The organism is Pseudomonas sp. NFACC56-3, from assembly GCF_900100025.1.
GTDB classification, from domain to species: domain Bacteria; phylum Pseudomonadota; class Gammaproteobacteria; order Pseudomonadales; family Pseudomonadaceae; genus Aquipseudomonas; species Aquipseudomonas fluorescens_AA.
The window spans coordinates 242,807-255,161 of record NZ_FMTK01000004.1 but is presented as its reverse complement, the minus strand read 5'-3'; the positions used below and the strand labels follow the sequence as shown (position 1 = coordinate 255,161).

At 63.2% G+C, this 12,355-nt stretch carries 11 protein-coding genes; 5 read left to right on the top strand and 6 right to left on the bottom strand.

Annotated elements, in window-relative coordinates; all coding sequences use genetic code 11:
- Positions 1-117: 117 nt before the first annotated feature.
- The 4 genes from rpoH to ftsY form a co-directional block, all read right to left on the bottom strand.
- On the bottom strand, positions 118-972 hold the full coding sequence (rpoH, locus tag BLO80_RS08585) for an RNA polymerase sigma factor RpoH (protein WP_003177476.1): 855 nt from the start codon (positions 970-972) through the stop codon (positions 118-120).
- Positions 973-1,084: 112 nt separating this feature from the next.
- On the bottom strand, positions 1,085-2,107 hold the full coding sequence (gene ftsX, locus BLO80_RS08580) for a permease-like cell division protein FtsX (protein WP_072405919.1): 1,023 nt from the start codon (positions 2,105-2,107) through the stop codon (positions 1,085-1,087).
- Positions 2,104-2,775: a cell division ATP-binding protein FtsE gene (gene ftsE, locus BLO80_RS08575; protein WP_003177474.1), complete on the bottom strand. Its 672-nt coding sequence runs from the start codon at positions 2,773-2,775 to the stop codon at positions 2,104-2,106. The genes ftsX and ftsE overlap by 4 nt, the downstream gene beginning before the upstream one ends.
- A complete protein-coding gene (gene ftsY, locus BLO80_RS08570; RefSeq protein ID WP_092329659.1) occupies positions 2,772-4,205 on the bottom strand; it encodes a signal recognition particle-docking protein FtsY in 1,434 nt (477 codons plus the stop codon). Before ftsY ends, ftsE begins: the two co-directional genes overlap by 4 nt.
- A 344-nt stretch (positions 4,206-4,549) precedes the next feature.
- Between ftsY and BLO80_RS08565 the strand changes: the two genes are divergently transcribed.
- From BLO80_RS08565 to BLO80_RS08550, 4 genes are read left to right on the top strand one after another with little or no spacing between them, the layout of a single operon-like run.
- Complete coding sequence (locus BLO80_RS08565; protein ID WP_092329657.1) at positions 4,550-5,905, top strand: M16 family metallopeptidase; 1,356 nt, start codon at positions 4,550-4,552, stop codon at positions 5,903-5,905.
- Positions 5,898-7,388, top strand: coding sequence for a M16 family metallopeptidase (locus tag BLO80_RS08560; RefSeq protein WP_092329655.1), 1,491 nt, complete (start codon positions 5,898-5,900; stop codon positions 7,386-7,388). The genes BLO80_RS08565 and BLO80_RS08560 overlap by 8 nt, the downstream gene beginning before the upstream one ends.
- The gene (gene rsmD, locus BLO80_RS08555) at positions 7,388-7,999 is read left to right on the top strand and encodes a 16S rRNA (guanine(966)-N(2))-methyltransferase RsmD (RefSeq protein WP_092258273.1); all 612 of its coding nucleotides are present in this window, start codon (positions 7,388-7,390) and stop codon (positions 7,997-7,999) included. Before BLO80_RS08560 ends, rsmD begins: the two co-directional genes overlap by 1 nt.
- A 31-nt stretch (positions 8,000-8,030) precedes the next feature.
- A complete protein-coding gene (locus BLO80_RS08550) occupies positions 8,031-9,029 on the top strand; it encodes a hydrolase (protein ID WP_092329833.1) in 999 nt (332 codons plus the stop codon).
- A 175-nt stretch (positions 9,030-9,204) separates the two neighbouring features.
- On the opposite strand, the gene BLO80_RS08545 is transcribed toward BLO80_RS08550, so the two are convergent.
- Together BLO80_RS08545 and BLO80_RS08540 are read right to left on the bottom strand one after the other, a co-directional pair.
- Positions 9,205-10,059, bottom strand: coding sequence for a sulfurtransferase (locus BLO80_RS08545; protein WP_092329653.1), 855 nt, complete (start codon positions 10,057-10,059; stop codon positions 9,205-9,207).
- A gap of 32 nt (positions 10,060-10,091) precedes the next feature.
- Entirely contained in the window at positions 10,092-10,763 is a 672-nt protein-coding gene (locus tag BLO80_RS08540; protein ID WP_060740184.1) for a TetR/AcrR family transcriptional regulator, read from the bottom strand.
- Positions 10,764-10,912: 149 nt separating this feature from the next.
- Here BLO80_RS08540 and BLO80_RS08535 point away from each other — a divergent pair, with 149 nt between their 5' ends.
- The gene (locus tag BLO80_RS08535; RefSeq protein ID WP_092329651.1) at positions 10,913-12,343 is read left to right on the top strand and encodes a coniferyl aldehyde dehydrogenase; all 1,431 of its coding nucleotides are present in this window, start codon (positions 10,913-10,915) and stop codon (positions 12,341-12,343) included.
- Positions 12,344-12,355 lie beyond the last annotated feature (12 nt).

Here is a 12,355-nt window from a genome sequence, read left to right as displayed (position 1 = left end):
GATATGGACTGACACACCGCCTTCGCGAGCAAGCCCGCTCCCACAGAGGTTTTGCCCACACAAACAAAAACGCCCCGATCATCGCTGATCGGGGCGTTTTCTTAGACGTTACCGTCGTCAGGCCGCAATCGACACCTTGAGCTTGTTCATCGCGCTCTTCTCGAGCTGGCGAATCCGCTCGGCCGACACGTTGTACTTCTGCGCCAGGTCGTGCAGCGTGGCTTTTTCCTCGGCCAGCCAGCGCTGGTAGAGGATGTCGCGGCTGCGTTCGTCCAGCACTTCCAGGGCTTCGTGCAGGTTGGTGTTGGAGTTGTCGCTCCAGTCGGCGTCTTCCAGTTGACGCGCCGGGTCATACCGGTGGTCTTCCAGGTAGTTGGCCGGCGATTGGAAAGCGCTGTCGTCGTCCGCTTCGGCGGCCGGGTCGAAGGCCATGTCATGGCCGGTCAGGCGGCTTTCCATCTCGCGTACTTCCCGGGGTTCGACGCCCAGGCTTTCAGCCACGCGGTGGACTTCTTCGTTGTTCAGCCAGGCCAGACGCTTCTTCTGGCTGCGCAGGTTGAAGAACAGCTTGCGCTGGGCCTTGGTGGTCGCGACTTTCACGATGCGCCAGTTGCGCAGGATGAACTCGTGGATTTCCGCCTTGATCCAATGCACGGCGAACGACACCAGGCGCACACCCATTTCCGGGTTGAAGCGCTTGACCGCCTTCATCAGGCCGACGTTGCCTTCCTGGATCAGGTCGGCCTGGGCCAGCCCGTAGCCGGAATAGCTGCGGGCGATATGTACGACAAAACGCAGGTGGGCGAGCACCATCTGCCGAGCCGCCTCAAGATCCTGCTCATAATAGAGACTCTCGGCCAGTTCACGCTCCTGCTCGGGCGTCAGCAAAGGAATGCTGTTCACCGTGTGCACATAGGCCTCCAGGTTCGCACCCGGGACCAGAGCATAAGCAGGTTGCAAAGAAGTGGTCATACGAAAAAACCTCCGACTCACATAACTCGTGCAGTTCAGCACTGCGAAAATTGACCGGGAACCCTAAGACAAGTTCCCACAAAAACCGAAAGGTCAATACGCGCAAAAAACACTATTTTGGCGCAAGCTCACGCAAGTGGCGTGCGACCGCAATCCATGCACCGATATAACCCAACAGCACCGCGCCAAGCAAGAGCGACAGACCGTCGGCGACTGGCACTCCGGCCAGCGCAAAATCACTGCCGTACAAACCGGCCAGCCCCACTACCGCATCGTTCAGCCAGTCCAGGCCAAACGCCAATACGCCCCAGGACAGAATCCCCGCACCGAAGCCATACAGCGCCCCCATATAAAGGAAGGGCCTGCGTACATAACTGTCCGTGCCGCCGACGAGTTTAATCACTTCTATCTCGGTGCGGCGGTTTTCAATATGAAGACGAATGGTATTGCCTATCACCAAAAGTAATGCAGAAACCAGCAGCACCGTCAGACCGAAGACAAACCGGTCGCCGAGCTTGAGGATCGCCGCAAGACGCTCGACCCAGACTAGATCAAGTTGCGCCTGTTGTACCTTCGGCAACTCGGAAAGTCTTTGTCTTAATGCTTCAAGGGCGGGCTTGTCGACCTCGTTCGGCGTCACCAGCACCACGCCCGGCAGCGGGTTTTCCGGCAGCTCCTTGAGCGCGTCGCCCAGGCCGGACTGTTGCTGGAACTCTTCCAGCGCCTGCTCGCGGCCGATGTACTCGGCTTCGGCCACACCCGGCATCGCCTTGATCTGCTCAACCAATGCCTGGCCTTCGCCGGGACTGGCGTCCATCTGCAGGTAGAGTGAAATCTGCGCCGCGCGCTGCCAGGAGCCGCCCAGGCGCTCCACATTGTTCAGCAATAATGACAGGCCCATGGGCAGGCTCAGGGCGACCGCCATCACCATGCAGGTAAAGAAGCTGCCGATGGGCTGCTTGCCCAGGCGCCGCAGGCTGTCCAGCAGGCTGGCGCGATGGCTTTCGATCCAGGCGCGCAGCAACGTGGCGAAATCCGGGCCGTCGTCATCGTCGCGCTTTTTCTTCTGCGGCTGCGGATCGGAGGCCTTCGGGGCCACGCGTTCGGCCACTTTCGGGCTGCGAGTAGCACTCATACGCCGGCCTCCCCGTCACCGATCAATCGACCGCGTTGCAAGGTGAGCATGCGGTGACGCATGCGGGCGATCAGGGCCAGGTCGTGACTGGCGATCAGCACGCTGGTGCCCAGGCGGTTGATGTCTTCGAACACGCCCATGATTTCCGCCGCCAGGCGCGGGTCGAGGTTACCGGTGGGCTCGTCCGCCAGCAGCAAGGCCGGGCGATGGACGATGGCACGGGCGATGCCGACGCGCTGTTGCTGGCCGGTGGACAGGTCGCCCGGGTACAGGTCGGTCTTGTCCGACAGGGCCACGCGCTCCAGGGCCGAGTCCACACGCTTGATGATCTCGGCCTTGGACAGGCCAAGGATCTGCAACGGCAACGCCACGTTGTTGAACACCGTGCGGTCGAACAGCAACTGGTGATTCTGGAACACCACGCCGATCTGCCGCCGCAGGTAGGGGATCTGGGCATTGCTGATGGTGCTCAGGTCCTGGCCGGCCAGCAGCAGTTTGCCGGTGGAAGGTCGCTCCATCGCCAGCAACAGGCGCAGCAAGGTGCTTTTACCGGCGCCGGAATGGCCGGTGACAAACAGAAACTCGCCCCGACGGACCCGAAAGCTCAGCTCATGCAAGCCGACGTGACCGTTCGGATAGCGTTTACCGACCTGCTCGAAACGAATCATGAATGCTCCCGTTCGGCAAACAGTGCCTGGACAAAGGGCTCGGCTTCAAAGGTGCGCAAGTCGTCGATGCCTTCGCCCACGCCAATGTAGCGAATGGGCAGGCCGAACTGCTTGGCCAAGGCGAAAATCACCCCGCCCTTGGCGGTGCCGTCGAGCTTGGTCAGGGCCAGCCCGGTCAGTTCGACGGTCTGATTGAACTGCTTGGCCTGGTTGATGGCGTTCTGGCCGGTACCGGCGTCCAGGACCAGCAGCACTTCATGGGGCGCGTCGGCGTCGAGCTTGCCGATCACCCGGCGCACCTTCTTCAATTCTTCCATCAGGTTGTCTTTGGTGTGCAGGCGACCGGCGGTGTCGGCGATCAACACGTCGATGCCACGGGCCTTGGCCGCCTGCACGGCGTCGAAGATCACCGAAGCGGAGTCGGCGCCGGTGTGCTGGGCGATCACCGGGATCTTGTTGCGCTCGCCCCACACTTGCAGCTGTTCGACCGCGGCGGCGCGGAAGGTGTCGCCGGCGGCGAGCATGACTTTCTTGCCTTCGAGCTGCAGCTTCTTGGCCAGCTTGCCGATGGTGGTGGTCTTGCCGGCGCCATTGACGCCAACGACCAGGATCACGAATGGCTTGTTCTGCGAGGCGATCACCAGCGGCTTTTCCACCGGTTTGAGCAGGCTGGTCAGCTCGCCCTGCAAGGATTTGTACAGGGCGTCGGCGTCGGTCAGCTGCTTGCGCGCGACCTTCTGGGTCAGGCTCTGGATGATCACCGAGGTGGCCTCGACACCGACATCGGCGGTCAGCAGGCGGGTTTCGATGTCTTCCAGCAACTCGTCGTCGATGACTTTCCTGCCCAGGAACAGGCTGGCCATGCCTTCGCCGATGCTGGCGCTGGTCTTGGACAAGCCCTGCTTGAGGCGGGCGAAGAAGCCGACCTTGTTTTCCTCAGCGCTGCGGGCGGGCTCGACGGGAGCCATGGTGTCCACCACGGCAGGTGCCGGCTCGGTTGCGGCAGGCGCAACCACGGATGCAACGACGGCGGCTGGCGGCTCAATGACAGCTTCGACGACTGGCGCCTCGACAACCGGTGTCGGCGCTGGAATCGGCGGGGTGATATGGGACGCCGTTTCCTCCACCAGCGCGACAGGCTCTTCCGCCACCGGCAAGGTCAGCCAGGGCGTTTGCTCGGCGGGCGGGGTCAGCGGCTGCTCGACCATCGGCTCGGCAACGGGCTCAGGCTCGACCGGTTGCAGCACCGGCTCGGCGATCGGCAGGACAATGGGCGCGGCTGCTTCGGCCACTGCCTCGGCGGCGGGCTCAGGCAGCGCTTGTGGCTGTTCGACGACGGTATCCTGCGGCTTCTTGCGCAGCCATCCGAACAGGCCTTTTTTCTCGCCAGCCGGGGCTGGGGTCTTCTTGTCGTCGTTGGAACCAAACATGGAGGACGGCTATCTCACGGTAGCGACGCGCCACGAAGGCGCCTCGGTGATAAATATTCAATGCTGAACAGACTGCGTTTCATCCAGCTTGTTCACGCGCAACATTTTGTCGAAGCGTCCCCAGGACGCCTCAAAGTCGATTTTTTCGAAGGACTGGTACGGCATCATCGGCGAAAACGCCGGGATCAACGAGCAAACCCAGCATTTCCGCGGAGAACCCAGACAACCCCGGGCCGATAAAAGGCCCGATAGGCGTGGCCGCCAGTAAAACGGATCAGTATCCTAGCACCTCCTCGCCTGCCGAGGCTAAGACCTAGCAGGCAACCCAACAGGTTTAAACACGAATGAATGCTCTTGCCCGCCGCGCCGCAGGCCTGCTGCTCAGCACAGTTTGTCTGCCTCTTTCAGCCTTGGCTGCCGACCCACAACCCACCCATGAATTCACCCTCGACAACGGCCTGAAGGTCGTCGTGCGCGAAGACCATCGTGCGCCAGTGGTGGTGTCCCAGGTCTGGTACAAGGTGGGCTCCAGCTACGAAACGCCAGGCCAGACCGGTTTGTCCCACGCCCTTGAGCACATGATGTTCAAGGGCAGTGAAAAAGTCGGCCCCGGCGAAGCGTCGCTGATTCTGCGCGACCTCGGTGCCGAAGAGAACGCCTTCACCAGCGACGACTTCACCGCCTACTACCAGGTGCTGGCCCGCGACCGCCTGGGCGTGGCCTTCGAACTGGAAGCCGACCGCATGGCCAGCCTGCGCCTGCCGCCGGAGGAATTCAGCCGCGAGATCGAGGTGATCAAGGAAGAGCGCCGCATGCGCACCGACGACAAGCCCATGTCCAAGGCCTACGAGCGTTTCAAGGCCATGGCTTACCCGGCCAGCGGCTACCACACGCCGACCATCGGCTGGATGGCCGACCTGGACCGGATGACCGTCGAGGAACTGCGTCACTGGTACGAGTCCTGGTACACCCCGAACAACGCGACCCTGGTGGTGGTTGGCGACGTGACGCCGGAGGAGGTCAAATCCCTGGCCCAGCGTTACTTCGGCCCGATTGCCCGGCGCGCGGTGCCGGTCGCGAAAATCCCCCTGGAACTGGCCGAACCCGGCGAACGCCAGATCACCTTGCATGTGCAGACCCAACTGCCCAGCGTGATGCTGGCCTTCAACGTGCCGAGCATCGCCACCGCGACGGACAAGGCGTCGGTCAACGCGCTGCGGCTGATCTCGGCCCTGCTGGACGGCGGCTATAGCGGCCGGATCCCGACCCAACTGGAGCGCGGCGAGGAGTTGGTGTCCGGCGGCTCGTCGAGCTACGACGCCTTCACCCGCGGCGACACATTGTTCACCTTGTCGGCGACGCCCAACACGCAGAAAAACAAAACCCTCGCCCAGGCAGAAGCAGGTTTGTGGCGCTTGCTCGAGCAGTTGAAAACCACCGCCCCGACCGCCGAGGAACTGGAACGCGTACGCGCCCAGGTCATCGCCGGCCTGGTGTATGAGCGCGACTCGATCACCAGCCAGGCCACCGCCATTGGCCAGCTGGAAACCGTCGGCTTGTCCTGGAAGCTGATGGACACCGAACTCGCCGAACTGCAAAGCGTCACCCCGCAAGACATCCAGAAGGCAGCCCAGCTGTATTTCACCCGCTCGCGCCTGAGCGTTGCGCACGTCCTGCCCGAGGAGAAAGCTCATGAATGAGCGCAAATCATCGCGCCTGCTGCCGATCGGCCTGGTATTGATCGCCCTGGCCGGCGCCCTGGCCTTTTACCTGTCGCCGTCCAGCGACTCCAACGCCAGCCAGGCACTGGACAAGGCCAAGTCCGGCAACAAGCTGCAATCCTTGGCCGAACTGAACGACAAGGCGCCCAGTCGGCGCCAGCTCGACGTGCAAACCTGGACAACCGCTGACGACGCCAAGGTGCTGTTCGTCGAAGCCCGGGAATTGCCGATGTTCGACCTGCGCCTGACCTTCGCCGCCGGCAGCAGCCAGGACGGCGACGCCCCTGGCCTCGCCCTGCTGACCAACGCCATGCTCAACGAAGGCGTGGCCGGCAAGGACGTCAGCGCCATCGCCCAAGGCTTCGAAAGCCTCGGCGCGGACTTCGGCAACGGCGCCTACCGGGACATGGCCGTGGCGTCCCTGCGCAGTCTCAGCGCCGCCGACAAGCGTGAGCCGGCATTGAAGCTGTTCGCCGAAGTCGTCGGCAAACCGACTTTCCCCGCCGACTCCTTCGCCCGGATCAAGAACCAGATGCTCGCCGGGTTCGAATACCAGAAGCAGAACCCCGGCAAACTGGCGGGCCTGGAACTGATGAAGCGCCTCTACGGCGATCATCCTTACGCCCACTCCAGCGACGGCACCGCCGACAGCATTCCACCGATCACCCTGGCCCAGGCCCGGGCGTTCCATGCCAAGGCCTATGCCGCCGGCAACGCAGTGATTGCACTGGTGGGGGACTTGTCCCGCGCCGAAGCCGAAGCGATTGCCAACCAGGTGTCCGCCGCGCTGCCCAAAGGCCCGGCCCTGGCGAAAACCCCGCCACCGGTGGAACCGAAGGCGAGCATCGGCCACATCGAGTTCCCGTCCAAGCAGACCAACCTGATGCTCGCGCAACTGGGCATCGACCGCGACGATCCGGACTATGCCGCGGTGTCCCTGGGCAACCAGATCCTCGGCGGCGGTGGCTTCGGCACGCGGCTGATGACGGAAGTCCGCGAAAAACGCGGCCTGACCTACGGCGTGTATTCCGGCTTCACGGCGATGCAAGCCCGCGGCCCGTTCATGATCAACCTGCAGACCCGTGCCGAGATGAGCGAAGGCACCTTGAAACTGGTGCAGGACGTGTTCGCCGATTACCTCAAGAACGGCCCGACCCAGAAAGAACTCGATGACGCCAAGCGTGAGTTGGCGGGCAGCTTCCCGCTGTCCACCGCCAGCAATGCCGACATCGTCGGCCAGCTCGGCGCCATGGGGTTCTATGACTTGCCGCTCAGCTACCTGGAAGACTTCATGCGCCAGTCCCAGGAACTGACGGTCGAGCAGGTCAAGGCCGCGCTGAACAAACACCTGAGTACTGACAAAATGGTCATCGTCACCGCCGGCCCGAGCGTGCCGCAAAAGCCGTTGCCGCCCCCTACTGACAAACCTGCCGAGCAGCCGCTCGGGGTTCCGGAGCACTAATGGCCCGTCCATCGAATTCCAGCAAGAAACCCGTGCACAACGGTGTGAACCAGTTGCGCATCATCGGCGGCGAATGGCGCAGCCGGCGCCTGAGTTTCCCGGATGCCCCGGGGCTGCGCCCCACCCCGGACCGCGTGCGGGAAACCCTGTTCAACTGGCTCGCGCCCTATGTGGCAGGCGCCCGGGTGCTCGACCCGTTCGCCGGCAGCGGCGCGCTGTTTCTCGAGGCCCTGTCCCGTGGCGCCGCCATGGGCCAGGCGCTGGATGCCAGCAACCTGGCGGTCTCCAGCCTCAAGGAACACCTGGGCACCCTGCGTTGCACCGTCGGTCAGGTGCAGACCGCCGACGCGCTGCGCTACCTGGACAGCCAACCGGCAACGCCTTTCGACCTGGTGTTCCTGGACCCGCCTTTCAACCAGAACCTGTTGCCGACGGTCTGCGCCTTGCTCGAGGAGCGTCAGTGGCTGGCCGAGGATGCCTGGGTCTACACTGAAAGCGAGACTGCCCCGTCCAGCCTGGGCTTGCCGGGCAACTGGCGCTTGCACCGCGAGCAGAAATCCGGACGGGTGTATTACGCGTTGTGGCAGCGTTTGCCAAAGGACATTGGCTGAACGGCTGACCAGTGCATCGAGAACAATAATGATGTCCGCCGCCTCCGAACGTTTCGTCCCTGCCCCTGGGCTTGGCAACCCACACCTGCAAACCTTGTGGGGCCCCTTGTGGCGCCAGACCACCCACATCGAGCGTCAACGCGAACGCCTGTGGCTGGAAGACGGTGATTTCCTCGACCTCGACTGGCACGGCCCCCACAGCGCCGAGGCGCCACTGGTGCTGGTGCTGCACGGGTTGACCGGCTCTTCCAACTCACCTTACGTAGCCGGGTTGCAGCAGGCGCTCGGTCGCCAGGGCTGGGCCAGCGCGGCCTTGAACTGGCGCGGCTGCTCGGGCGAGCCGAACCTGTTGCCCCGCAGCTATCACTCGGGCGTCAGCGAAGACCTGGCCGCCGCCATCACTCACTTGCGCGCCAAGCGGCCCTTGGCGCCGCTGTTTGCGGTGGGTTATTCACTGGGCGGCAATGTGTTGCTCAAGCACTTGGGAGAAGCCGGCCGCGACAGCCAGTTGCAAGGGGCGGTGGCGGTCTCGGTACCGTTTCGCCTCGACCAGTGCGCCGATCGCATCGGCCAGGGATTTTCCAAGTTCTACCAGGCGCACTTCATGCGACAGATGGTGGCCTATGTGCGCAACAAGCAACGCCAGTTCCAGCACGACGGACGCCACGAAGGCCTGGCAACCCTGGCGGCCCTTGGCCCGCTGGAAAACATGCGCACCTTCTGGGACTTTGACGGCCGGGTGACCGCGCCGCTGCACGGGTTCTCCGATGCCGCGGACTACTACCGCCGTGCCTCCAGCCGCTATTTCATGGCGGGCATCAGCACACCGACCCTGGTCATCCAAGCTGCCGACGATCCTTTTGTGTTTCCCCACAGCCTGCCCGAACCCGGCGAGTTATCCACCTCGACCCAACTTGAACTGCACGCCCGGGGCGGACATGTCGGGTTTGTCGACGGAACCCTACGCCGCCCGGGATATTACCTGGAGCGGCGGATTCCCGATTGGCTGGCCAGCCTGGGGCGCGGCTGACGATTCGCAGACAACACAAATCCCCTCTGGGAGGTGTTCACCGGTTCAGCGTTCGCCAGCAATCCCCTGTGGGAGCGAGCTTGCTCGCGATAGCGGTGGGGCAGCAACATTGAAGTTGTCTGGCACACCGTCATCGCGAGCAAGCTCGCTCCCACATTGGTTTTTTGGGGGTGGGCTATTCGCCCTTCGCCACGCCCCGCTGGGGATCATTGATCCATTCACTCCACGAGCCGGCGTACAGCCGCCCCAAGGGATACCCGGCCAGGCACAAGGCGAACAGGTTATGGCACGCCGTCACGCCGGAGCCGCAGTACGCCACCAGTTCGGTGGGCGAGCGCTCGCCCAGTTTTTCGGCGAAGCGTTGCTTGAGCTGGGCGGTCGGCAAGAAGCGTCCATCGGCGCCCAGGTTGTCGGTGAACGCTGCGCACTGGGCGCCCGGGATATGCCCGGCCACCGGGTCGATCGGCTCGACTTCGCCCTTGAAGCGCGGCAACGCCCGGGCATCCAGCAGAGTCATGGCCGATTCGCCGAGGCGTTGTTGCAGCGCTGGCGCATCGATCAACAAGCTCGCATCCGGCGCCCCCGTGAAAGTCCCACGACTGTGCTGCGGCGGATCCAGGCTCAAAGGCAAGCCGGCGGCATGCCAGGCCTTGAGCCCACCGTCGAGGATGGACACGCCATCGCGCTTGCCCAGCCAGGCCAGCAACCACCAGGCCCGCGCGGCATAAGCGCCGGGGCCGTCGTCGTACAGCACGACGTCGCTGTCGTTATCGAGCCCCCAAGCCCTGAGGCGCTCGATCAGGGCCTCGGGCTCGGGCAGCGGATGACGCCCGGTCACGCCTTTGATCACCGGCCCGCTCAGATCGCGCTCAAGGTCCGCGAACGACGCCCCGGCAATGTGACCCTCGGCATAACTGCGTTGGCCGTAATCCGGGTCTTCCAGGGCAAAACGACAGTCGAGAATGACCAGCCCGGGCCGTGATCGCCGCTGTTCGAGGGCTTCGGGGCTGATGAGTTGCGCGATGGGCATGGTGAGCTCCTGTGGCTAAGTCGGGGATCGGCCTACTGCCCTTCCTCGAGGGTCTGGGCCAGGGGGACGTAATATTCCTTGAACAGTGCATCCACCGCTTCGCGGGCCTGATCGGTCACGAAACCGGCTTCCAGCACCAGCACCTGATAGACGCCGCGCTTGATGGCCTGCTCGCTCAGGTGGCTGAAATTTTCCCGCGTGGTGCACAAGAACCGCACCCAGGACGTGAGGATGATCCAGGCGTTGAGGGTCAGGGATTCGATCTGCACCCGGTCCATCTTCAGGATGCCGGCGGCAACGAAACCTTCGTAGATCGCGGTGCCGTGGATCAGGCAGCGCTGGGAAAACCGACGATAGCGGGCCGCAAGGTCCGGATCGCTGTCGAGCAGATGCTCCAGGTCCCGGTGCAGGAAGCGATAGCGCCACATGGCCGCCAGCAGTTCCTGCAGGTAGAAGCGCTTGTCATCCACCGTGGCCGCCCGGCCTTGGGGCGGACGCAGGAAGCTGTCCACCAGGTTCTCGTATTCACTGAACAGCACGGCAATGATCGCCTGCTTGTTGGGGAAGTGGTAATAGAGATTGCCCGGGGACATGTCCATGTGGGCGGCGATGTGATTGGTGCTGACGCTGCGCTCACCCTGTTGGTTGAACAGCTCGAGGCTGTTCTGCACGATGCGCTCGCTGGTTTTCATTCGTGGGGCCATGGTTTGGGCTTTAATTCGACGAAGGCATTGATCGGCATCTTACGACCTATCGGTCACAGGAAAAACCCAAAGCCGTTGCGGACGCCATTGACTTTCTAGAGTATAAGCTCTAGAAAACTCCTCATTCTAATAACATCCGGTGCCTGACGATGCCTGCCGACGTTGCCTACCTGCACGAGTCTCAACAACAGCTGGACGAACTGCGGTCGCTCTTCGATGCCCAGCGCCAGGCCTACGCTGCCCACCCAATGCCACCGGCCGAACAGCGCCGGCAATGGCTAAAGGCACTGCGCGAGGTATTGAGCAACGAACGACAAGCCTTGATCGACGCCATCAGCCAGGATTTCAGCCACCGCAGCGCCGACGAAACCCTGTTGGCCGAGCTGATGCCGAGCCTGCACGGCATCCATTACGCCAGCCGACACCTCCAGGGCTGGATGAAACCCTCCCGACGCAAGGTGGGCATGGCCTTTCAACCGGCCTCAGCCAAAGTGATCCATCAGCCGTTGGGCGTGGTCGGGGTCATCGTGCCGTGGAACTACCCGCTGTTCCTGGCCATCGGGCCGCTGGTCGGGGCGTTGGCGGCGGGCAACCGGGTGATGCTCAAGCTCAGCGAATCGACACCGGCGACCGGCTTGCTGATCAAGCAATTGCTCGCCCGGGTCTTCCCCCAGGACCTGGTGTGCGTAGTGCTCGGCGAGGCGGAGGTCGGCATGGCGTTTTCCAAGTTGCCCTTCGATCACCTGTTGTTCACCGGCGCCACCAGCATCGGCAAGCATGTCATGCGGGCCGCTGCCGAAAACCTGACCCCGGTCACCCTGGAGCTGGGTGGGAAATCGCCGGCCATCGTGTCGGTCGATGTCCCCATCAAGGACGCCGCTCAACGCATTGCCTTCGGCAAAACCCTGAATGCCGGGCAAACCTGTGTCGCCCCGGACTATGTGCTGGTGCCGCAGAACCGCGTCGGTGAGTTCGTCGAGGCGTATCGCGAGGCGGTGCGCAGGTTTTATCCGACCCTGGCGGACAACCCGGACTACACCGCCATCATCAACGAACGACAACTGGCGCGGCTCAATGGCTACATCAGCGACGCCACCGGCAAGGGCGCGTTGCTGATCGAACTGTTCGAGCAAGGCCAGGGCCGCCGCATGGCCCACAGCCTGCTGCTCAACGTCAACGATGAGATGACCGTCATGCAAGACGAGATCTTCGGCCCGCTGCTGCCCATCGTGCCTTATGACCATCTGGACCAGGCGTTTGCCTACATCAATCAGCGCCCCCGCCCGCTGGCGCTCTACTACTTTGGCTACGACAAGGCCGAACAGCATCGCGTGCTCCACGAAACCCATTCCGGCGGCGTCTGCCTGAACGACACGCTGTTGCATGTCGCTCAGGATGACATGCCGTTCGGCGGCATCGGGCCCTCGGGAATGGGGCATTACCACGGGCATGAGGGCTTCCTGACCTTCAGCAAGGCCAAGGGTGTGCTGACCAAACAGCGATTCAACGCGGCGAAGCTGATTTATCCGCCCTACGGCAAACCCTTGCAGAAACTGATTCAGAAGCTGTTTGTCCGCTGACGCGTGTCTGCC

Bases quoted from the DNA above. Each gene is read 5' to 3' on its own strand.
- BLO80_RS08535 (WP_092329651.1), top strand. From the start codon at position 10,913: ATGCCTGCCGACGTTGCCTACCTGCACGAGTCTCAACAACAGCTGGAC.
- rsmD (WP_092258273.1), top strand. From the start codon at position 7,388: ATGGCCCGTCCATCGAATTCCAGCAAGAAACCCGTGCACAACGGTGTG.
- ftsX (WP_072405919.1), bottom strand. From the start codon at position 2,107: ATGAGTGCTACTCGCAGCCCGAAAGTGGCCGAACGCGTGGCCCCGAAG.
- BLO80_RS08565 (WP_092329657.1), top strand. From the start codon at position 4,550: ATGAATGCTCTTGCCCGCCGCGCCGCAGGCCTGCTGCTCAGCACAGTT.
- BLO80_RS08545 (WP_092329653.1), bottom strand. From the start codon at position 10,059: ATGCCCATCGCGCAACTCATCAGCCCCGAAGCCCTCGAACAGCGGCGA.
- rpoH (WP_003177476.1), bottom strand. From the start codon at position 972: ATGACCACTTCTTTGCAACCTGCTTATGCTCTGGTCCCGGGTGCGAAC.
- BLO80_RS08550 (WP_092329833.1), top strand. From the start codon at position 8,031: ATGTCCGCCGCCTCCGAACGTTTCGTCCCTGCCCCTGGGCTTGGCAAC.
- ftsE (WP_003177474.1), bottom strand. From the start codon at position 2,775: ATGATTCGTTTCGAGCAGGTCGGTAAACGCTATCCGAACGGTCACGTC.
- BLO80_RS08540 (WP_060740184.1), bottom strand. From the start codon at position 10,763: ATGGCCCCACGAATGAAAACCAGCGAGCGCATCGTGCAGAACAGCCTC.
- ftsY (WP_092329659.1), bottom strand. From the start codon at position 4,205: ATGTTTGGTTCCAACGACGACAAGAAGACCCCAGCCCCGGCTGGCGAG.
- BLO80_RS08560 (WP_092329655.1), top strand. From the start codon at position 5,898: ATGAATGAGCGCAAATCATCGCGCCTGCTGCCGATCGGCCTGGTATTG.